Raw genomic sequence first — 21,096 nt, forward strand, 5'->3', positions numbered from 1 at the left:
TTTGCCGCTAGCGCAGCTGCGCCGGATCGGTGCGCAAGTCGGCGCCGACGATGCCGTAGCCGATGGTATTGCTGACGGTCGTGCCGTCGCCGGCCAGGTGCGCGAGCGCGGTGACGGCATCGCGCGCCTTCCGGCGGTCCGGCCGGGGCAGTGCCGGCGCCAGCAGTCCGGCGACGATGGGCGCCGCAAACGAGGTGCCGCGCACCGGACGGTAAGGCGGTTCGCCCGGGCTGGCGCTGGCCATGTTGTTGCCGGGCGCCGCGAACAGCACCTGCGGACCGCGCGCCGCTTCCGGCAGCGGCCGGCCGCGGCGGTCGACTCCCGTCACCCCGACCACGCCCGGATAGCTGGCCGGGTAGAGCGGCGGCGCGGCCGGACCGTCGTTGCCGACCGCGGCGACCAGCAGGTGTCCGCGCGCGACCATCGCCGCCACCATGCGCTCAAGCGCCTGGTTGGGCGGGCCGACCAGGCTCAGGTTGATCACGCCGACCTGCTCGCGCGCCAGCCACCCGAGCGCCGCCGCGATCTGTCCCGCCGAGCCGCCGCTGGGGCTGGCGCAATAGATGTCCGCGGCGAACAGCTGGGCGCCGGCCACGGCCCCGCGGAAGCGCTCGTCGCGCCCGATTATCAGCGCGGCCACGGCCGTGCCATGCGCATCGGGATGCGCCACGCCATCGCAGCCCCAGGGGCGGATCCTGGCATCGCGCAAGGCGCGGTGGCCGGTATCGATGCCGCTGTCGACCAGCCCGACCCGGACCTCGCTTGCCGGGCTGCCGGCGGTGGAGGACGGCATGGCCGCGCGCGGAATCTCCGCCGCGGGCGCCGCGCCGCTGCCTGTATAGACGTGGTTGAAGTCGTAGTGCCCTTCGGGGTCGAGCGCGCGCAGGCGTTCCAGCAGTGCCGCGGTGGCGCTCCCCGCCGGCACGCCCAGCACGACGAGGCTTTGCCCGAGTTCTTCGAAACGCTCTTCGCCCAGCACTTGCAAGCCCGCCTGGCGCGCCGCCTCGAGACCGGCCGCGGAAGGCGACCACGCCAGGATCTGTGCCCGGACCGCCGGCTCCCCATGCGGATCGGCTTCCAGCACGTCGGGATGCTCGCGCAGCAGCTTGCCGACCGTGTCGAGGCGCAGCGCGCGCAGGTCGGGAAGATCGACGCGGTCGGCGAGCCGCTGCACCGGCGCGCGCAGCTGGTCGAGCTGGCCAAGGCCGGGCGGCAGCCCCAGTGACGGCAGGCGCAGTTGTGCGGAGGCGGCATTGCAAACGATGCAGCTTGCGAGCAGAAGATAGATAGGCTTCATGGGCCGATGATAATATGCATGAGTTGTCCTGAAAAATAAAACGAACGGGGCAGGGAAGAAAATCCCTGCCTGAACCGTTCTATCATGAAGACCATGAGCGCCGACCTGCAAAACGACATCGCCGCGCTGTTGCCGCGCCTGCGCCGGTTCGCGCGTTCCATTACCTTCCACCGTGAAGACGCGGACGACCTGGTGCAGATTGCGGTCGAGCGCGCGCTGACCCGCGCCGAGCAATGGCAGCCGGGCACGCGCCTGGACAGCTGGATGTTTCGTATCGTGAAGAATGCCTGGATCGACGAAGTCCGTTCGCGTGCGCGCCGCAGCGAGTTGTTCGCACCGGAAGAGGAAGGCGAACACGTGGGTGACGATTACGCGGCCGCGCACCAGCAGCGGATGGCCGTCGAGAAGGCGATGAGCCTGCTGTCCGACGATCACCGGATGGTCATCGGCCTGGTGCTGGTCGATGGCTTGCCGTACAAGGAAGCGGCGGAAGTTCTGGATATACCGATCGGCACCCTGACCAGCCGGCTGGCCCGCGCCCGGGAAGCCCTGCAGGAACTGTTGTCCGACCGGGCAAGGAAACCGACATGAATGTTGATGACGAAACCCTGATGGCCTATGCCGACGGCGAACTGGCGCCGGAGCAGCGCGCGCGCGTCGAGCAGGCCATGCGCGACGATCCCCGGGTGGCGGCGGCGGTCGAGCGGCATCGGGCCTTGCGCGCCGATGTCTTTGCCGCGTTTGCCGGCGTGCTCGACGAGCCGGTGCCCGAGCGCCTGCAACCGGCTGCGCTCGCGCCACGCAGCCCCGTGCGCGTGGACGTGCTGGCGCAGGCGAACGCGCGTCCGCTGCCGGCGCGCTGGGCCTGGCCCAAGTGGGGGGCGATCGCGGCCTCGCTGGCGGCCGGGGTACTGGCCGGGGCGCTGGGCTGGCAACAGCTGCGCAGCGGCGGGGCATCGCCCATCGTCCAGCAGGGCGGCGAACTCCTGGCCCGCGGCGAGCTGGCGGATGCCCTGTCGCAGCGCCTGGCGTCGGATGCACCGGCGGGACAGCTGCGCCTGGGCCTCAGCTTCCGGACGAAAGAAGGCGAATACTGCCGCAGCTTCAAGCTGGGGACGACTGCCGGACTGGCGTGCCGGGAGGACGGAAGCTGGCGGATTCCGGTGCTGGCGCAGGACCAGGCGCCGGAACAGGCCGGCTACCGCCAGGCCGGCAGCGACATGCCGGCCGCGGTGCTGGATGCGATCGACCAGCGGATCGCCGGCGCGTCGCTCGATGCCGCCGCCGAGCGCGCGGCGCGCGAACACGGCTGGCAGCGCCGCTGATATCAGGCTTCGATGCCGACGCTGCCGTTGCTGCTGATGCTTGCCACCATGTCATGTCCTCTGTTAATGCATTGCATCGATTATCGAACGCAAGCTCTAGTGGAGGAGGGTTGAAAAGGTAAAGCCTGGTATAGGAATGTAAAGGGAAACTTGCGCAAATGCGCCCTAATCCGGGGCCAAAAGTACAGGATTTCATATACAGAGGGGTGGATTTGAGGTAAATTGAGCGCGGTTTAGTATCTCTACGTCCGTCCAAGCCGCCACCGCCGTACCAGGCGCGTCCCGTCACCCCGGAGTTTCCCGCGTTGGCCATGCCAGGTCGCAGCCCGGCGTAGAGCGCAATTGTTAACGCCCGAAAGAAGAAATGTCTGAAACGACCACCAATGATGCTGGCGGCGCGCCGACCGTGCGCTTCGCCGATTTCGGTCTGGCGCCTGAGATCCAGCGCGCGCTGTCGGACCAGGGCTATGTCCACCCGACCCCGATCCAGGCCCAGGCCATTCCTGTCGTCCTGCAGGGCCGCGACGTCATGGGCGCAGCCCAGACCGGCACCGGCAAGACCGCGAGCTTCTCGCTGCCCATCATCCAGAACCTGCTGCCGCATGCGAATACCAGCATGTCGCCGGCGCGTCACGCCGTGCGTGCGCTGGTCCTGACCCCGACCCGCGAACTGGCGATCCAGGTTGCCGAGAACGTCAAGGCCTACGCCCAGCACACGCCGCTGCGCTCCACCGTCGTCTTCGGCGGCATGGACATGAAGCCGCAGACCGAGATCCTGCGCAAAGGCGTCGAGATCGTGATCGCGACCCCGGGCCGCCTGCTCGACCACGTCGAACAGAAGAACATCAGCCTGGCCCAGGTGCAGATGCTGGTGATGGACGAAGCCGACCGCATGCTCGACATGGGCTTCCTGCCCGACCTGCAGCGCATCATCAACCTGCTGCCGAAGAAGCGCCAGAACCTGATGTTCTCGGCCACCTTCTCGCCCGAGATCAAGAAGCTGGCTGCCAGTTTTCTGACCGATCCGCTGACCATCGAGGTCGCGCGCAGCAATGCCACGAATACCTCGATCACCCAGGTGCTGTACAAGGTGGCGGAAGAGCAGAAGCGCGACGTCGTCGAGCACCTGATCCGCTCGCGCGACCTGAAGCAGGTGCTGGTGTTCTCGAACACCAAGATCGGCGCCTCGCGCCTGGCGCGCTACCTGGAGCAGGCCGGCATCAAGGCCTCGGCCATCCACGGCGACAAGACTCAGCAGGAACGCATCGCCGCGCTCGACGCCTTCAAGAAGGGCGAGATCGACGTGCTGGTCGCCACCGACGTCGCCGCGCGCGGCCTCGACATCACCGACCTGCCTTGCGTGATCAACTACGACCTGCCGTACAACGCCGAGGACTACGTGCACCGCATCGGCCGCACCGGCCGCGCCGGCGCCACCGGCGATGCGCTGTCGGTCTACTCGGACAAGGACGAGCGCCTGCTGGTCGACATCGAAAAGCTGATCAAGCAGACCATCACGCGCGGCGAACTGAGCGGCTTCGCGCCGGGCCGTTCGAGCAGCGGCGAGCGCTTCGGCGAACGCGCGGCTCGCGGCGGCCGCCGCGAGAGCGATGGCCGCAGCTTCGAGCGCAGCGACCGTGGCGAGCGCCCCGAGCGCAGCGAACGCGGCCCGCGCGGCCCGGGCGCCCCGCGCCGCGAGAAGATCGATCCGTGGTTCCTCAAGCCCTACGAGCCCGCAGCCGCTCCACGCAAGGATCCGGTCGAAGCGGTGTCGGTGACTTCGGCCAAGCCGAAGCAGAAGCTGGCGGCTTTGTTGGGTGGGTTGCCGAAGCAGTAAGAGAAGCCGTCATTTCGGGCAATGCCCGGAATGACGGTTCAACGGTCGCGCTCCAGCGCCTTCCTGACCCGCTCCAGTAAATCATTCTGCCGGTAAGGCTTCGCCAGGATATCCAGTCCGCCGCCGCGCCCGCCTGGCGGCAGTTCGTCCATGTAGCCGGTCGTGACCAGCACCGGCAGGCCCGGGCGCAGGGCGCGGGCCTGTTCGACCAGTTCCAGTCCATTCATCCCGCCCGGCATGATCACGTCCGTGAACAGCAGGTCCACCCTGGCGCCTTCACGCAGCAGGTGCATTGCCTGTTCGCCGCTGCCCGCCGACTGCAGCGCATAGCCTTCCATTCCCAATACCTGCTCGGCCAGCTCGCGCACGTCGTCGTTGTCCTCGACCACCAGCACGCAGGGCTTGCTATGGGCGGCCGCGGCCTGGTCCGCGGCGGCGGCATGGCCCGTTCCCGCCGCGGCGTCGGCGCGGCCGCCGGCACTGTCGGCGATCGGGAAGATCATCGTGACCTTGGTGCCTTCGCCGGGATGGCTGTCGATCTCGAGGCGGCCGTGCGACTGCTGGACGAAGCCGTGCACCATGGCCAGGCCGAGCCCGGTGCCGGGACCCTTGGTGGTGAAGAAGGGCTCGGTCGCGCGGCGCAGTACCTCGGGCGCCATGCCGGGGCCGTGGTCGATCACGCACAGGGAAATATAGGTGCCATGCGGCAGGCCATGCACTTTCAGGCGGTCCTCGCCGCGCACGATCGCGGTGGCGACCGTGACCTCGCCGCCGTCCGGCATGGCGTCCCGCGCATTGATCAGGACGTTGAGCAGGGCCATTTCGAGGTGGGTCGGGTCCAGCATGCAGATCGGCAGCCCCGGACGCAGGTCGAGGCGCAGCTCGATCTTGCCGCCCAGGGTGCGTACCAGCATTTCGGAGAAGTCCACCACCAGGTTGTTGATGTTGACCGGCTTCGGTTCGAGGCGCTGCTTGCGCGCGAAGGTCAATAGCTGCTGGGTCAGCTTACCGGCGCGCATGGCGGCGCGCTGGGCGCGTCCGAGCTGCGCACGCGCCACGTCCGGGCGGTCGAGGCTGATCATGGCGACTTCGAGGTTGCCGTTGATGACCTGCAGCAGGTTGTTGAAGTCGTGGGCCATGCCGGCCGTCAGCTGGCCGATCGCTTCCATCTTCTGCGCCTGCAGATAGGCTTCCTGCGTGGTGCGGCGCTCGGTGATGTCCATCTGGGAGGCGAAGAAGTACAGCAGCTTGCCGTCCTGGTCGAAGATCGGTCCGATGAACAGGGCGTTCCAGAATGCCTTGCCATCCTTCTTGTAGTTCAGGATGTCGACCGCGACCGCGCGCTCTTCCCGGAGCGCGTTGCGCACCTCTTCCACGGTGCCGCGATCGGTCTGCGGGCCCTGCAGGAAGCGGCAGTTGCGGCCCACCGTTTCCTCATTCGTGTAGCCGGTAAGGTCGAAGAAGGCGCCGTTGGCGAACACGATCGGATTGTCGGTCTGGCGCGGATCGGTGACGACCATCGGCATGCGCGTCATCTCGACGGCGGCAAAGAAGATGTTGCCGCGGTCCTGTATGCCGTCCTCGGTGATGTAGGTCGCCTGCCAGTGCTTGACGCCGGCGGTGCCGAGCGGGCTGTAGGCATTGCCTTCGACTTCGCCCTCGGCCGGCACGCCGACGCTCTGGCCGCCCTGCCGGTCGAGTGGTTTCTCCAGCCCTTCTTCCTTGCTGCTTCCGGTCGTCATCGCAGAGTCCTTGTGGTCGCCATGGCGTTGTGGAGACAAGGCGCCCGGCCGTTAATACATTGACCATGGCAATTCTAGAGAAGCCGGGCGGCACCCACTGTTAGCCGACGCACCCACGCGGCGCTTTGCCGGCACTAGGCGTCGGGCGTCGAAATCTCGATGTCGGTCAGGCCCAGGCCCAGCAGTCGGGTGTCGATCGAAGGGCTGACGTCGTGCGGCGCGGTCGGCTTCGGGACCTCGATTTCCAGGCTGCGCTGCCTGCCGTCGGTGCTGAAGCGCAAGGTCACGTCCTGGGGCAGGTCGTGGACGCGGAAGCTCTGTTCTTCGCCGCCGATGCGCATCGTGAACGGCAGGCCGGTGTTCGGGCCGAAGGCCTGGGCCTTGATCACGACGTTGACGTGTTCGGGCAAGGGCCGGGAAAAATGCAGCACGATGCGCTTGGCTTCCGACCAGCGTCCCCAGGACTCGAGGTGGGACAGGCCCTCGGCGGCCTCCACCGGGCCGGAGGGAAGCGGCTGCTTGAAACGGGTGACGCCGATCACCCGGCGGCGCGTGTCCATCCGCGCCAGCGTGTAGCCGGCCGTGGCGACCTCCGGCTGCACGCCGGGCGGCAGCGGATGGTGGCCGATCACCAGCAGCCATTTGTTGCGCAGAGGCATATGGTAAGGCTGCAGAGGGGTATCCGGCGGCAGGTCGACCATGCCGGTGTCCGGGGCGTCGACATGGAATTGGGCGCGCATCACCTGCAGGACGTCGTTGCCGACCACCGTGATCTGGTTGCGCTCCGCCGCCGGCACATAATGATGGGCGAACTTGCCGGCCGCATCCGGCAGCGAATTCGGATCGATGTTGCGCAGATAGGCGCCGGTACCGAGCACGCCCTGCACCGTCATCCAGGGCACGGCGACGAACAGGAACAGCGGCGCGGCCAGGCGGCTGCCGCGCGCCCACAGCAGGAGCACCAGCAGTTCGATGCCGACCGCGATGCGGCCGGGCAGGCGGTCGATGCCGACCGCGTGGATCTCCGGGCCGTCGACGGCATTGGTGGCATAGCCCGGCAGCTTCCAGACGGCGCAGGCGAGCACGCCAGCCAGCAGCAGGGCCACCGGCCAGGCACGCGCGGGCGGCGCCTCCGCGCGGGGCGCGCCGACGGCGGCGGCGGCGACCGCCAGCAGCAGCGGGAACACGAAGCTGTAGTAGCGCAGGTGCAGGCGCAGCACTTCGGTCGGGGCGACGTCCGAGATCGACGCGGTGAACATCACCGTCATGCCGGCCGCTGCGCCCAGCATCAGCAGGGCGTACAGCTGGAGCTGCAGGAGCGAAGGGCTGGCTTGCAGGCGGGTCTTGCGGCTGGCCACGGCCTGGATGAGCAGGGCCAGCGGCAGCGCCAGCAACACCGTGAGCGCCATCAGGTGGCCGGATCCGCTGGTCCATGCCGCCCGCAGCAGCTCGGGCAGCGGCCGGCGCGCGTGCGCGTTGGCGGTGCCGGTATAGAAGCTGCCGAACACGCTCAGGGCTTCGTTGCCGGCGAACAGATAGCCGAGGCCGAACTTGATCGCCAAGGTCATGGCCGCGGCCAGCAGCGCGGCCAGCGCGCCCCTGGCCAGCCAGCGCGCCCGGCCCGCCGGCCAGCCGGCGGCGGCGAGGTAGAGGCAGAGCGCCGGCAGCAGGAACAGGGCATGCACTTTTACCAGGCTCATCAGGCCGAGCACGGCGCCCGCCGCCAGGCCCTGCAGCGCCGCGTTGCCGGGCGTATCGCGGTCGCGCCAGGCGAGGACCACCCAGCTCAGCACGGCGAAGCCGAAGTAATACGTTGCCTCCGGCATGAAGAAGGAGGTGTAGATGTTGAGGGGCGTCAGCAGCGCCACCGTGGCGACCAGCAGTGCCAGCGGCCTGGATGCCACCCGGCGCGTCACCGCGTAGATGAAGGGCGCCGCGGCGACGAAGAACAGCTCGTTGCCGATGCGCACGCAATCGAGGAAGCCGTTGCCGCAGGCATTGGTGGCGCGGAACAGCCAGAGGTAGAGATACGAGGGCACGATGGCGTCGGCGAGCGGCTGCAGGCGCGACATCTTGCTGTAGTACCACTCGTCGGAAAAGATCGCCGGATTCAGGCCCTGGTTGCGCAGCAGCAGCCAGACGAAGACGGCGCAGCACAGGGCCAGCAGGCCGGCGGCCGGGAGCAGGCGGCGGTGGAGCGGGGCCGTGGCGGCCGGCGGCGCGGTCGGGAATCTGTCCATGATCAGTTCGCCGGCGTCGAGATTTCGATGTCGGCCAGCGCGATGCCGAGCTTGCGCGGATCGCGCGGATCGCCGTATTCCTGCGGCGATACCGGGTGCGGCACCTCGATCGTCAGGCTGCGCTGGGTGCCGTCGGTCTCGAAGTGCAGGCCGATTTCCTGCGGCGAACCGCTCAGGCGGAATGGCACGCTGCCGTCGCCGATGCGCATGGTGAACGGACGCTCGGTATTGTCGCCATAGGCCCAGGCCTTGAACACGACGACGGCGCGCTTCGGCAAGGGCGCATTGAAGTGCAGCACGACCTGCTTGGCATCGGACCAGCGTCCGAATTCTTCGATGCTGGACAAGCCTTCGACCCCGGCCAACAGGCTGCCCGGACCGGGCGGCTGGTTCAGGTGCGCGTTGCCGATGATGCGGCGCTCGTTGTTTATGCGTATCAGCTTGTAAGAATCATTCTGGGCGACCGGCGTCAGGCCTGGTGGCAAGGCGTGCTTGCCGAACACCAGCAGCCATTTGTTGTGTACTGGCACCTGGTAGGGCTCGATCGGGGCGTTGGGCATCAGCTCCAGCATCGCTGAATCCTTGCTGTCGACATAGAACTGGGCGCGCATGATCTGGCCCACGTCCGCGCCGGCAACCGTGACCAGGCCGCGTTCCGCCGGCGGCACCAGGCGGGCGGCCGCCTTGCCGGCCATGTCGGCTTCGCGGTCGTCCCTGAACGCAGCCAGCTGCCTGTCGTTGGTGGCGATGCCGCTGGCGATGTACAGCGGCGTGAGGACGAACAGGAACAGGCGCAGCGCCGAGCCATGGCCGGCCGCCCACAGCAGCAGCGCGAGCACTTGCAGCGCGAGCACGATCTGGCCGCCGGGAAGCGTCAGGCGCAGGGCGTAGGTTTCCGCGCCGTCGACCGCATGGATGGTGTAGGACGGCAGCTTGACGATGGCGATCGCCAGCACGGCGGACATCAGCAGCGCGAGCGTCCAGCGCAGCGCCGCCGGCGCTTCCCTGCGGCGTTCCAGCGCGGCCGCGGCGACCACCCACAGCAGCGGGAACACGAAGCTGTAGTAGCGTGCGTGCACGCGCAGGCCTTCGGTGCTGCCGGGGGCGGCCAGGGTGGCGGTATAGAAGATGGTCATGCCGGCGCCCGCGCCCAGCATCAGCAGCGTGTAGATGCCGACCAGGTCTGCCTGGCCGGCCTCGGCGCGCTTGCTGGGACGCAGCACGCCCTGGACCAGCAGCGCCAGCGGCAGCCCGAAGGCCAGCACCAGCAGCATCAGGTGGGCGCGGCCGATGACGAAGGCCGGCTTCAATAATTGCAACTTGTCGCGGGCGCTGGCGGCGTTGGCGCCGCCGCCATAGAAGGGGCCGAACAGGCTGAGGCCGGCTTCTCCGGCGAGCAGGTAGCCGAGGCCGAACTTGACCGCGAACATGGCGGCGGTGGCGATCGCCATCGACAGCGCGGCGCTGCCGAGCCAGGCCTTGCCGTTCATCCAGCGGGCGTAGGCCAGGAAGGGCAGCAGGGCCGGCAGCAGGAAGACGGCGTGGACTTTCACCAGGCTCATCAGGCCGAGCAGGAGGCCGCAGGCCAGCGCATGCAGGGCCCAGTGCCAGTGGCCGCGGGTCAGCGCCACCCAGCTCAGCACGCAGAAGCCGAAGTAGTAGAGCGACTCCGGCATGAAGTAGGCGGTATGCAGGTTCAGCGGCGCCAGGGTGGCCAGGAGCGCGATCGCGGCGGCGATGGTGCGCGTGGTGACCGTGCGCGCGATCAGGTAGACGAAGGGCGCGGCGGCGACGAAGGCCAGCGCGTTGCCGGCGCGCGCGCATTGCAGGAACTCGGTGCCGCAGGCATTGGTGGCGCCGAACAGCCAGAGGTAGAGGTAGGAGGGAACGATGGCCTCGGCCAGCGGCTGCAGGCGCGCCATCTTGCTGTAGTACCACTCATCGGCAAACACCGTCGGATTGATGCCCTGGGTGCGCAGCACCAGCCAGCAGCCGATGAACGCCAGCGCCAGGCCGAAAGCCAGCGGGAACACATGCCGGCGCACGGCGGGCGAGCTCGTCACAACGATGTTCTCTCTCTTCATTTTGCCTCTTCAGGATGGTTGTTACGCCAGGCGTCGAATGCGCCGGTCATGCGGTCCCAGGTAAAGAACCTGCGTTTTTCGTAGTACAAGGGACCCGGATGCGGGCGCTGGTCCAGGCGTGCCGGATCGACCGGCTGCAGGGACTGGGTACCGCGCAGCAGATAGTGCAGCAGCACGAAGGGAAACAGGCCGATCCAGGTGCCGCGCTGCGAGGGGTAGGACAGGCAATGGCCCAGGTAGGTTCGGCGCGCGCGCCAGGGAATTGACGTGCTTCGAACCGGACCGTTCTGCGGCAGCGGCGCCAGCACGCGGAACAGCGGCCCGGGCAGGCCGGCGGCCTGGTACAGCGAATACTGCCAGGTGCGCGCCAGCAGGCCGCGCCGCGCCGCCAGCGTCACCGCCAGCGCATGCAGGGCGTCGTGGTCGTGGTGGCCGCCCTCCCAGGCGGTGACGTGCAGRGACTCGATGTCGTCGAAGCCGTCGAGCCAGCCGGCGAGCCAGCGCGCGGCGCGCTCCAGGTGCTGCGGCAGCTGGGCATCGCCGATGCCGAGCTGCTGGCCGGCGAAAACCACGTCCTCGCGCTCGACGCCCAGGCGCGCCAGCACCGCCAGCGATTCCAGGTTGCGCTGGGCCGCCGTGGCGGTCGGCGTGGCGCCGTCGGTGAAGTAGGCGCAGGCGACCCGCAGGCCCTGGGCACGGCAGTCGGCGATGCGCTGGAACACGCCGAATTCGTCGTCCTGGTGGGCGAACAGGAACAGGGCGGCCGGCCGCGCGCGCTCAGTAGGCATCGAAGTCGAGGAAGGAGAAGGCGATCCTGGCCGGATCCAGACCGGACACGCGCGGTGCGAACGAGCGGTAGATCAGGTTCAGCGGCGACGGGCGCAGCGACATCGGGATGCTGGCGTAGTTCCAGTAGCTGCTGGAAGCGTCCGGCGCCAGGCCGATGAACAGGCGCAGCGGCGACAGCGGCGGCGCCGGCCGTGCCTGTTCCAGACCGGACAGCGCGATGCAGTCCGCAGCCAGTTCGGCATAGGCCGGCAGCTTGTTGCCGCTGGCCGCCGCGTGGAAGCGCAGCTTGCCGCCACCGTTCTTCAGGTACACCGGATTGTGCGGATTGGCGCAGCGCCAGCGCAGGGCGGCCGGGCTCCAGCTGCGCTCGAAGGACAGCGCGGACGCGGGAGCTTGCACACCATGGCGCAGGCCGCCGATGCCGATGCGCGCCTCCAGCGGGCGCACCAGCTGGAAGCCCAGCTTGCGCACGAAGCCGGGGGTGCTGTTGGCATTCGCCACGCCGTAGACGCCGTCGTAGCCCTGGGCGGCGCCCGCCTCGAAGGTCTTCGCCGCCAGTTTCGTGAACAGGCCCTTGCCCTGGTAGTCCGGATGGGTGGAGGTGTTCAGCGACAGCAGCACCGGCACCTCGCTGCCCTCGACCCAGGCGCGGGCCGGGATGCAGACGTAGTGGGCGGCCAGGCGGTCGCCGTCCCAGGCGTCGTAGCCGACCGCGCGGCCGTCCGGATTTTCGACGTACAGCCACGCCAGGTAGCGCGGCGTGAACTTGTCGGTCATCGGGAAACAGGCGCTGAACAGCTCGCCGTAGCGCGCCATGGCGTCGGCGTCCGTCCGGACCGGGGCAAAACGCAGTTCGTTCGTGCTCATGGCGTGCTCTTCCTGAAAATCCAGAACTTGCTCAGCAGGTAACCGTTGATCGAGACCAGCGGCAGCGACACGATCTTGCCCAGCAGCGGCATGCCGGCCAGCGACACCGCCAGCGACACGCAGCCCATGGTCAGCAGGTAGTTCAGGCCGACCACGCACAGGTAGCGCGCGAAGCTGGAGGCGCTGGCCGCGGCCTCGAAGGTCACGCGGCTGTGGAAGGCGTAGTTGACCAGCAGGCCGGCCAGGAAGCCGGCGGTGGTGGCGCCGGTGAAATGCGCGCCGGCCCGCAGCAATAATTGCATGATGCCGATGTCGACCAGGGCGCACAACAGGCCGCCGGCGACGAAGGTACCGAACTGGCGCGAATGGCTCATGAGCTTGCGCATGCGGCTTGCGGCTTGCGGAACAGGATCTTCTTGTGCAGCGGATTGCGCGGCACCGAGGCGATGTCGTAGGCCAGGAAGGCCAGGATCAGCTGCACGCCCATGATGACCGGCAAGGCGGCCAGCATCACGGTGCCGGCCGGCGTGGCCAGGTTGTGGCGCTCGGCGCCGATCCAGTGGACGATGCCGAAGATCAGGCCGAACAGCAGGCTGGCGACGCCCAGCGGCAGCTCGATCGAGGCCAGCGACATATTGCGCAGGTAATAGTTATAGAACAGGCGCTTGAAGAAATTGCGTACGTGCTTGGCCGCGAACTCGGTGACGATGCGCGAGATCTTCAGGTTGCTGACCTCGTCGCCGTAGACGGCGTCCATCGGCACGTCCGTCACCACCGCGCCCAGCGTGTTCAGGCGGAACAGCATGTCGGTCTCGAAGAAGTAGCGGCGGCTGATCTTGTCGAAGGGCAGGTAACGCGCGGCATCGGCGTGAATCGCCGTATAGCCGTTGGTCGGATCGAACAGGTCCCAGTAGCCGGACGACAGCTTGGTGAGGAAGGACAGCACCGCATTGCCGAACAGGCGCATCGGCGGCATCGAGCCGATCCGCTCCAGGTTGAAGAAGCGATTGCCCTTGGTATAGTCGGCCTCGCCGGCCAGGATGGGCGCGACGAATTGCGGGATCAGGCTGGCGTCCATCTGGCCGTCGCCGTCGACCTTGACGATCACGGCGGCGCCATCGGCGATGGCGGCGCGGTAGCCGGTCATGACGGCGCCGCCCACGCCCTGGTTCTGTTCGTGCTCGACGACCGTCACGCGCGGGTCGCGGCAGTTGGCGCGCACGAAGGCGCCCGAGCCGTCAGGGCATTTGTCGTCGACCACATAGATGCGCGCGACCTCCGGACCGATGCCGGCGATGACGCCGAGGATGTGGCGGGTGACGCGGTAACTCGGAATCACGACCGCGATCGGCGCGGCCAGCACTGCCGGGGTGCCGGCAACCGGGGTGTCGAGCGTATTCATGGTGGGGTCTGCGGGTGCGTTCATAGTGGACAGGATACGTCAGGTCGCCTCAGGGTTGCCGCGGCGGGAACAGGATCTCCATCAGCTCGGCGGCGTTGTCGGCCCAGGTGCGCGAGGCGATGCCGGTCGACGCCGGGGCCTGGCCGGCGGCCTGCAGGCGCAGCCAGTCCTGGATGGCTGCCGCCAGGGCCGCGCCGCCGTCGCCGCTGAAGTAGCTGGCATGCTCGCCGGCGACTTCGCGGAACACCGGCAGCTCGCGCACCAGCAGCGGCACGCCATGGCGCGCGGCCTCGATCAGCGGCAGGCCGAAGCCTTCGCCTTCGCTGGCCACCAGCAGGGCGGTAGCGGCGGCGTAGATGCGGTCGAGGTATTCGTCGCTGGCGCCGTGCAGCACGAACAGGCGGCGGTTCAGCTCCGGATGTTCGCGCAGGCGCGCCATCAGCGCCGGGATGGAGCGGCGCTGGTTGTCCGGCAAGCCTTTCCAGCCTTCCGAGCCGACGATCGCCAGGCGGACGTCCAGGCCTTGCGCCCACAGCCGTTCGAAGGCGTCCAGCGCCTGGGCATGGCCCTTGCGCGGCTCGATGGTGCCGATCATGGCGAAGGTCGGCGCGGCCGCGATGGCGGCCAGCACGGCATCGGCATCGTCCGGCAGGCCGGTGCTCGGCTTGGAGGCATCGATGTCGGCACCGTGGTGCAGCACGGCGAACTGCGGCAGGGCGCGGGCCGACGTCTTGGCGGCCAGCCAGCCGCGGGTTTCCTCGGCCACGGCGGCGCTGATGCAGACCAGGCAGTCGGCTTCCTTGCCGACGGTGCGCAGCCAGTCGCCGAATACCTTCTCGACGCGGGGCGGGAAGAAGTTCGGGCGCAGCACCGGCAGGATGTCGTGCACCATGAAGCAGATGCGCACGCCGATGTCGCGCCAGCGCGCGTACAGCCCGATCCTCGCGGCCTCGTTGACCGCGCCCGGGAACAGGTCGGGGCAGTAGAACACGTCGCCGCGGGCGACCCGGACTTCGTCGTCGAGCACGCCGTAGCCGTCGGTGCCGCCCAGCTCGTGCAGGTAGCGGCGCGCGTAGCGGTAATGCCAGCGGCCGCCTTCGTCGCTGAGGTAGACCGGCAGCACCTGGCGCTCCCGGTTCTGCAGCTTCAGCAGCGCGAGCAGCTGGGCCCGCACCACGCGCTGGATGCCGGTCTTGAGGTCTTCGCGCACCATCGCCGAAATGTCCACCAGCAGCTGCGCCGCCATCCGGTCGGCGGCCACGCTGGCGTGATGGCGGTCGTGGACGACGGCGTCCATCAGCTGGCGGGCGCTCTGCCGCCAGGTCAGCCACGGCATGCCGGTGGAGGCCGGCGCCTTGCCGGCCGCGTGCAGTGCCAGCCATGCTTCGATGGCCGCGGCCAGGTCCTGGGCCTGGGTGCCCTCGAAGTAGAAGGCGTGTTCGCCGGCCACTTCGCGGAACACGGGGATGCCGCGCGCGATGATCGGCAGGCCTTTCTGGGCCGCCTCGATCAGCGGCAGGCCGAAGCCCTCGCCTTCGGACGCGGCCAGCAGCGCGGAGCTGTGTTCGTAGAGCTTCAGCAGCATCTCGTCGGAGACGCCGTTGAACCAGAACAGCTGCTTTTCACGCTCGGGATGCGACGCCAGGCGCTCGGCCAGGGCGTCGACCAGCCAGCCGTTCTTGCCGACGATGACGAGATTGACCGCCACGCCCTTGGCCCACAGCAGCTCGCAGGCGGCCAGCGCCTGGGCCTGGCCCTTGCGCGGTTCGAGGGTGCCGACCATGAGGAGGCTCGGCGCGGCCTGCAGCGCCTGCAGCGTGTGGGTGGCATTCTCGGGCAGGCCGCTGGTCGGCGCGCTGGCGTCGATGTCGGCGCCCAGGTGGAAATGGGCCAGCTTGAGCGGCGCCACCCGGCGGTTCGGACGCTGCGCCAGCCAGGCGGCCAGCTCGTCCGCCACGGCGCGCGAGATCGTCACGATGCCGTCGGCCACCAGCGCGATCGTGTCGATGAAGTCGCCGTAGTATTTCTGGGAGCCGAAGGGGAAGCAGTCCGGCCGCAGCAGCGGCAGCAGGTCGTACACCGTGAACCAGATTTTTACGCCCTTGCCGCGCAGGGCCTGCAGCTGCGGCTGGTTCTGGGTGGTCAGGCTGGAGGCCAGGTCCAGGCCCAGGAACAGGTCGCCGGCACGCGCCTCGATCGGCGCATCCTCGAGCGCCAGCGGCGGCACGTCCAGCATGCCGCAGGTGAAGCGGCGCGCATAGCGGTAGCAGTGGTTGCCGCCTTCGCTGTACACCGGTTCGATCCGGTAGCCGGGCGGCGGCTCCTTGATCAGTGCCAGCACGATGCTGCGCACCACGCGCTGGATGCCGGTCTTGTAGTCGGCCTGGACCAGTGCCGAGATGTCGACCAGCAGCTGGCGCGGCGCGGCAGGCAGGGCGTTCGCGGCCATCATGGCGGCGGTCTCGACCAGCGCCGCTTCGTCGGGCGGACGCGGGGTGCCGGGCGCGCTCAGCGCGGCGATCAGCCGGCGCCGCTGCGCGGGCGCGCTGTCGCGGGCGAAGGCTTCGATCGCCTCATGGTAGAGCGCGCCCACCGCGGCCGGCGCATGCTGGCGCGCGATGTGATCGCGGCCGGCCGCGGCCAGCCCGGCGCGGCGGCCCGGCTCGGCGTGCAGCGAGGCCAGGGCCTCGCTCAACTCGGCGTCCTCGAACTGGTCGGGCAGCATGCACAGGGTGTCGGGCGGCAGGTCGGCGGCGGCGCCGTGGGCATTCACGATGGCCGGCAGGCCGTGCATCAGGCAATCGAGCACCGAGGCCGAGGTCTCGCCGCGGGTCTGGGCGCGCAGCTGCACCGCGCAGTCGCTGGCGGCCAGCCAGTCCTGGTAGTCGGCGGCGCTGACGAAGCCGGTGATGCGGATGCGCGCGGCGGCGCCGCTGCCGGCGATCCTGCGCTGCAGTTCGATGCCGTAGGTGCCGGGGTCGTTGGCGCCGACGAACACCAGGCGGCAGCGCGGATCCGCCGCCAGCGGCGAGGCCAGGAAGGCATCCAGCAGGCGATGGTTGAGCTTGGTCTGGCCGAGCATGCCGAAGCTGCTGACGACGTAGTCGCCGGCCTCGATGCCCAGGCGTTCGCGGGCGGCGCGGCGCGCGGCGTCCCGGTCGGCGCCGGGCGCCACCTGGCCGCGCAGCAGCGGAATGGTGCGCCAGCCGTCGGCGCTGCCGGGGCCGTACCACTGCTCCGCCAGGCGGCGCGAAAAGTCGCTGTGGACGATGACGCCGGCGGCACGGTCCAGCACCTCCTTGTTGCAGGGGTATTGCCAGATCGTGGGGTTGCGGCCCTGCTCGCGGTGGTCGCGCAGGCCGGTATGGCCGTGCGACGCGTACAGCGCCTGCAGGAAGGCTTCGGGCACGTCGCCATCGCGCTCCATGTTGTCCAGCACGCCGCTGAGGAAGAAGTCGTGCAGCACCACGGTGCCGGGATGGCGCCTCAGCAGCGCGAACATGTGCTTGTGCGCATTCGAATTGCCGAAGTGGTAGAGCACCCGGTCGTAGGACGCGCCATGGCGTTCGAAATACGCGACGTCGCGCTGCACGAAGCGCTGCAGCGATCCGTCGGGTGTCGCACCCGGGGTCAGCACCAGTTCGACCTCGTAATGGCGCTCCAGTTCGAGCAGCAGTTCGGCGCTGTAGTCGGCAATGCCCGAGTGCTCGGGCGGCAGCGGCGACACCAGGGCCAGCGTCGGCTTGGCGGCAGCGCCCGCGGCCGGCGGCAGCGCGGTGGCGGCCGTCCTCGGCAGCCGCTCGATAGCGCGCCACAGCGCGGCCGCATCGTCGCTGCCTGCGGCCTGCAGGCCGGCGGCTTGCGCCGTGTCGACGACGACATCCGGCGCCAGCGAAGCCAGGAAGCCGGCGCGCAGCGCGGCGGCGGCATGGCGGCGCCACGGGTCGGAGGCGGCCGGCTGGGCGTAGATGTGGAAGCGGCCCGGCGGCAGCAGGCCGTCCAGCGCATGGCGCAGGGCGTCGGCGTCGGCCGGATCGCGGCCGCAGACGCTCACGTGCACCTCATGGGGGCCGCTGTCGCGCAGCAGGGTGTGGGCCAGCGCGCGCAGGGCGGCCGTGTCGGACGAAGGCGCCGTCTGCGGCGCGTTGAAATCGATAATCAGACGCATTGTCATTCCTTGCGCGGTGCGTAGGCGCTGCGCAGTTGGTCGAGTGCCTCGCGCGCCGATTGCGGCAGTTCACGCAGGGCGGCCGGCACGGCGCTGGCCGGCGCCGCGGCGTCGGCGGAGGCGCGCTTGGCGGCGGCCAGGGTGCGCGCCACCAGCGCTTGCAGGCGGGGCGAACGCATCACCAGCGGCAGCACGGCGCGGCGCAGCGCCTCGCGCGAGGTCAGCCAGCGCAGGCCGCGGCGCGCGGCGCCCTTGGCCTTGCGGCGGGCGATCCCCGCCATGCTGTTCGGACCGCGGCGCGCGAGGAAGCGCAGCGGCGCGGTGATGCGCCACGAGGTGCTGTTCAGGGTTGCGATCAGGCGCTGCTCCAGGTCGCGCGCCCACTCCGTGGCCTGCTGGCCGCTGGCATGGGCCTGCGCCAGCTCGCCGCTCAGGCGGGCGATCTCGGCGTGCGCATCCTGTTTTTCCAGTTCCAGCGCGTCGGCGAACTGGATCATGTCGTGCAGTTCGGCGCGCACGGCGTCGATCTCCTGCTCCCGCTCGTGCAGCGCGCGCCCGGCGGCGGCGTTGGCGATCCAGGCGCGGTCCAGGTGCCAGGAGATGTAGTCGTCGAACACGTTCGGCTGGATGCCGAAGTGGCGCATCAGTTCCTGGTGTTCCTCGGCCACGTAGTAGCGGTTCAGGCCATCGAACCAGGCGTAGCGGTAACGCTGGCTGGTGACCAGCTGCTCCCAGGCCTCGTGGTTGGTCTCGCGGCTGTTCGGCAGGGTCGCTTCGATCACCAGCACCCATGGGCGCCAGCGCGCGAAATCCATGCCGCGCAGGACCTCGCCCTCGAAGCCCTCGACGTCGATCTTCAGGAAGTGGATGTCGCCGCCCACGTGCTCGGCGCAGATCGACGCCAGGGTGCGCACCTGCACCGTCAGCTCGGCAACCGTGTGGCCTTCGGCGCGGTGCAGTTCGGCGATCGCCGCTTCGGGCGAGGCCCAGCCGCGCACCGCCGGCACGTCGTACAGCGTCAGGCTGCCTTCGCTGCTGCCGGCGGCAAGCGCCAGGTTGATGTCGCGCGGGCGCTGTTCGCGGAAGGCCTCGATATGGGCCGGCAGCGGCTCGATGTTGATGCCGTGCCAGCCGGCGTCGTAGAAGGCCCGGGTGACCGAATGCTCCTCGGGGTCGCTGGCGCCGACGTCGATGTAGAAGCCGTTCTGCACGTGGCCGAGGGCGCGCCACAGCAGGACGTCTTCGTTGTTCTGGGCGTAGGAAATGAATCTCATGGGCGTTGGATGTCGATGTCGGGGTCGAGCCAGGCCGAGCCCTCGAAATGCGGCCGGCGCATGTTCATCACCGTGAACACCAGCGCCAGGTCGCGCCATTCGTAGTTGTTGACGAGGTGGGTCTCGGTGCTGACGATCGCCGTGGCGACGGAATAGGTGCCCGCCCCCAGGTTCATCGGGAAGCGGAAGCGGAAGACGACTTCCTCGCCGGCGCCGACGTTCTCGAGCGGCAGTTCCTTCAGGTGGGTGTTGGTGCCGTACATGGGCTGGCCCAGGCGGTCCTTGATCATATAGCCCAGCACCATGCGCGGGATCGGGGCCTTGGCCAGCACCCGCACCTCCAGCGTGACCGGCGCGCCGACGTCGACCACTTCGATCCGCTCGCCGTGCTCGTCCAGCAGGGCGATGTCGGCGACGGTCGCCTCGCCGGTGCCGGACACGGTCTGCACCTTGCCCTCCGGGGTCGCATTCAGGCGCACGGTCTCGTTCTCGCGCTCGGCGATCATGGCGTTGTAGTAATCCATGATCTCTTCCGGCGGGCCTTCCTTGGCCAGGCGGCCGCCGTCGAGCAGGATGGCGCGGTCGCACAGCGACTGGATCGCCTGCTTGTCGTGGGAGACCAGCAGCAGCGTGGTGCCGTGCCGGCGGAAGCTGCGGATGCGGTCGAAGCTCTTGTGCTGGAAATAGGCGTCGCCCACCGACAGCGCTTCGTCGACGATCAGGATGTCCGGACGGCGCGCGGTGGCGACGCTGAAGGCGACCCGCATCTGCATGCCGCTCGAGTAGACGCGCACCGGCTGGTCCATGTAGTCGCCGATCTCGGCGAAGGCTTCGATTTCCGGCATCAGCTGCTGGATCTCGTCGACCGTCATGCCGAGCAGCTGGCCCGCCATGAAGACGTTCTGGCGCCCCGTGAAGTCGGGATGGAAGCCCATGCCGAGTTCCAGCAGGGCGGCCACGCGGCCTTCCATGTGGACGGCGCCGGTGGTCGGCAGCGTAGTGCCGGTGATCAGCTTGAGCAGGGTGCTCTTGCCGGCGCCGTTGATGCCGATCAGGCCCACGGCTTCGCCCGGCTCCACCGTGAAGCCGATGTCGCGCAGCACCCACTTGAGCTTGTGACGCGGCCCGGCGCCGGGCAGCACCCATTCCGCCAGGCGCGACCAGCGCGTCGGGTACTGGCGATAGGCCTTGCCCAGGTTGGAAACGACGATCCGGCCCATCAGAGTTCATCCACCATTTCGCCGGCGCGGCGGCGGAACAGGCGCAGGCCGAGCGCGCACAGCAGCAGCGACAGCAGCAGCACCGGCAGCAGCGCGGTCCAGTCGGGCGCCACGCCTTTCACCAGCACCTGCTGGTAGGCCTCGATCAGGCGCGCCATCGGATTCCAGCCGAGCAGGGCGCGCACCTCGGGCGGCAGGATCGTGACCGGATAGACCACCGGCGTGAACCAGAACCAGAACTGCATCGCGATCGTCACGAACTGGCCGACGTCGCGGAAGAATACATTGAGCACGCCGGCGATCATGCCGATGCCGATCGCCAGCAGCAGCTGGATCAGCAGCACCGGAACGATGGCCAGGAAGACCGCGCCCGGGAAGGTGCCGGATGCAAGCAGGAACACCGTGAACAGGCCGAAGATGATGCCGAAGTTGACCAGCGCGTTGAGCACCACGATCAGCGGCAGGCAGATGCGCGGGAAACTGATCTTCTTGATCAGGTTGGCCTGCTCGATGAACATGTTCTGGCCGCGCGCGATGATTTCCGCGAACAGGCCCCAGGTCAGGATGCCGGCGCACAGGTAGATGCTGTAGGCGAAGCGCGCGCCGGCGGCGGCGCCGGGCAGCTTGTTGTGCATGACTTCGGAGAAGATCACGGTATATACCACGATCATGGCGAGCGGCGACAGGAGCGACCACAGCGCCCCCAGCATCGCATTCATGTATTTCGACTGGAATTCGCGCTTGACGCTGCCCAGTACGAAGCCGCGGTAGGCCCACAGGCCCCGCAGCATCGGCGGCGCGATCATGTCGCGGCAGGCACGGAAATGTGCGTGAGGTGTTTCTTCATATAG

15 protein-coding genes are annotated in these 21,096 nt (G+C 68.9%); 3 read left to right on the top strand and 12 right to left on the bottom strand.

The window, feature by feature from the left end:
- Positions 1 to 7 precede the first annotated feature (7 nt).
- Positions 8 to 1,297 carry a S8 family serine peptidase gene (locus tag AC1DOQ_RS20830; RefSeq protein ID WP_477368666.1) on the bottom strand — a complete coding sequence of 430 codons (1,290 nt, stop codon included), beginning with the start codon at positions 1,295 to 1,297 and terminating at the stop codon, positions 8 to 10.
- A gap of 84 nt (positions 1,298 to 1,381) precedes the next feature.
- On the opposite strand from AC1DOQ_RS20830, the gene AC1DOQ_RS20835 reads away from it, so the two are divergent.
- The 3 genes from AC1DOQ_RS20835 to AC1DOQ_RS20845 all read left to right on the top strand — a co-directional run bounded on the left by AC1DOQ_RS20835 (position 1,382) and on the right by AC1DOQ_RS20845 (position 4,459).
- Positions 1,382 to 1,888: an RNA polymerase sigma factor gene (locus AC1DOQ_RS20835; protein WP_477368669.1), complete on the top strand. Its 507-nt coding sequence runs from the start codon at positions 1,382 to 1,384 to the stop codon at positions 1,886 to 1,888.
- Positions 1,885 to 2,622, top strand: a complete 738-nt coding sequence (locus AC1DOQ_RS20840) for an anti-sigma factor family protein (RefSeq protein ID WP_477368672.1) — start codon at positions 1,885 to 1,887, stop codon at positions 2,620 to 2,622. Before AC1DOQ_RS20835 ends, AC1DOQ_RS20840 begins: the two co-directional genes overlap by 4 nt.
- 364 nt (positions 2,623 to 2,986) lie before the next feature.
- Positions 2,987 to 4,459: a DEAD/DEAH box helicase gene (locus AC1DOQ_RS20845; RefSeq protein ID WP_477368676.1), complete on the top strand. Its 1,473-nt coding sequence runs from the start codon at positions 2,987 to 2,989 to the stop codon at positions 4,457 to 4,459.
- Positions 4,460 to 4,497: 38 nt separating this feature from the next.
- Here AC1DOQ_RS20845 and AC1DOQ_RS20850 read toward each other — a convergent pair whose 3' ends face one another.
- From AC1DOQ_RS20850 to AC1DOQ_RS20900, 11 genes are all read right to left on the bottom strand, one after another.
- Positions 4,498 to 6,201, bottom strand: coding sequence for a histidine kinase famiy protein (locus AC1DOQ_RS20850; RefSeq protein ID WP_477368678.1), 1,704 nt, complete (start codon positions 6,199 to 6,201; stop codon positions 4,498 to 4,500).
- Between the two features lie 134 nt (positions 6,202 to 6,335).
- Positions 6,336 to 8,441: a DUF7024 domain-containing protein gene (locus AC1DOQ_RS20855; RefSeq protein ID WP_477368681.1), complete on the bottom strand. Its 2,106-nt coding sequence runs from the start codon at positions 8,439 to 8,441 to the stop codon at positions 6,336 to 6,338.
- Between the two features lie 2 nt (positions 8,442 to 8,443).
- A complete protein-coding gene (locus AC1DOQ_RS20860) occupies positions 8,444 to 10,525 on the bottom strand; it encodes a DUF7024 domain-containing protein (protein WP_477368684.1) in 2,082 nt (693 codons plus the stop codon).
- A complete protein-coding gene (locus AC1DOQ_RS20865) occupies positions 10,522 to 11,313 on the bottom strand; it encodes a PIG-L deacetylase family protein (protein ID WP_477368687.1) in 792 nt (263 codons plus the stop codon). The genes AC1DOQ_RS20860 and AC1DOQ_RS20865 overlap by 4 nt, the downstream gene beginning before the upstream one ends.
- A complete protein-coding gene (locus AC1DOQ_RS20870; RefSeq protein ID WP_477368690.1) occupies positions 11,303 to 12,181 on the bottom strand; it encodes a GNAT family N-acetyltransferase in 879 nt (292 codons plus the stop codon). Before AC1DOQ_RS20870 ends, AC1DOQ_RS20865 begins: the two co-directional genes overlap by 11 nt.
- A complete protein-coding gene (locus tag AC1DOQ_RS20875; RefSeq protein ID WP_477368693.1) occupies positions 12,178 to 12,567 on the bottom strand; it encodes a GtrA family protein in 390 nt (129 codons plus the stop codon). The genes AC1DOQ_RS20870 and AC1DOQ_RS20875 overlap by 4 nt, the downstream gene beginning before the upstream one ends.
- Positions 12,552 to 13,583: a glycosyltransferase family 2 protein gene (locus AC1DOQ_RS20880; protein ID WP_477368696.1), complete on the bottom strand. Its 1,032-nt coding sequence runs from the start codon at positions 13,581 to 13,583 to the stop codon at positions 12,552 to 12,554. The genes AC1DOQ_RS20875 and AC1DOQ_RS20880 overlap by 16 nt, the downstream gene beginning before the upstream one ends.
- Positions 13,584 to 13,632: 49 nt before the next feature.
- On the bottom strand, positions 13,633 to 17,751 hold the full coding sequence (locus AC1DOQ_RS20885; RefSeq protein WP_477368699.1) for a glycosyltransferase: 4,119 nt from the start codon (positions 17,749 to 17,751) through the stop codon (positions 13,633 to 13,635).
- Between the two features lie 2 nt (positions 17,752 to 17,753).
- The gene (locus AC1DOQ_RS20890) at positions 17,754 to 19,025 is read right to left on the bottom strand and encodes an FkbM family methyltransferase (RefSeq protein WP_477368702.1); all 1,272 of its coding nucleotides are present in this window, start codon (positions 19,023 to 19,025) and stop codon (positions 17,754 to 17,756) included.
- Positions 19,022 to 20,245 carry an ABC transporter ATP-binding protein gene (locus tag AC1DOQ_RS20895; RefSeq protein WP_477250764.1) on the bottom strand — a complete coding sequence of 408 codons (1,224 nt, stop codon included), beginning with the start codon at positions 20,243 to 20,245 and terminating at the stop codon, positions 19,022 to 19,024. Before AC1DOQ_RS20895 ends, AC1DOQ_RS20890 begins: the two co-directional genes overlap by 4 nt.
- Positions 20,245 to 21,051, bottom strand: a complete 807-nt coding sequence (locus AC1DOQ_RS20900; protein ID WP_477368705.1) for an ABC transporter permease — start codon at positions 21,049 to 21,051, stop codon at positions 20,245 to 20,247. The genes AC1DOQ_RS20895 and AC1DOQ_RS20900 overlap by 1 nt, the downstream gene beginning before the upstream one ends.
- Between the last annotated feature and the right edge of the window lie 45 nt (positions 21,052 to 21,096).

This window comes from Massilia sp. 01N417, from assembly GCF_056399645.1.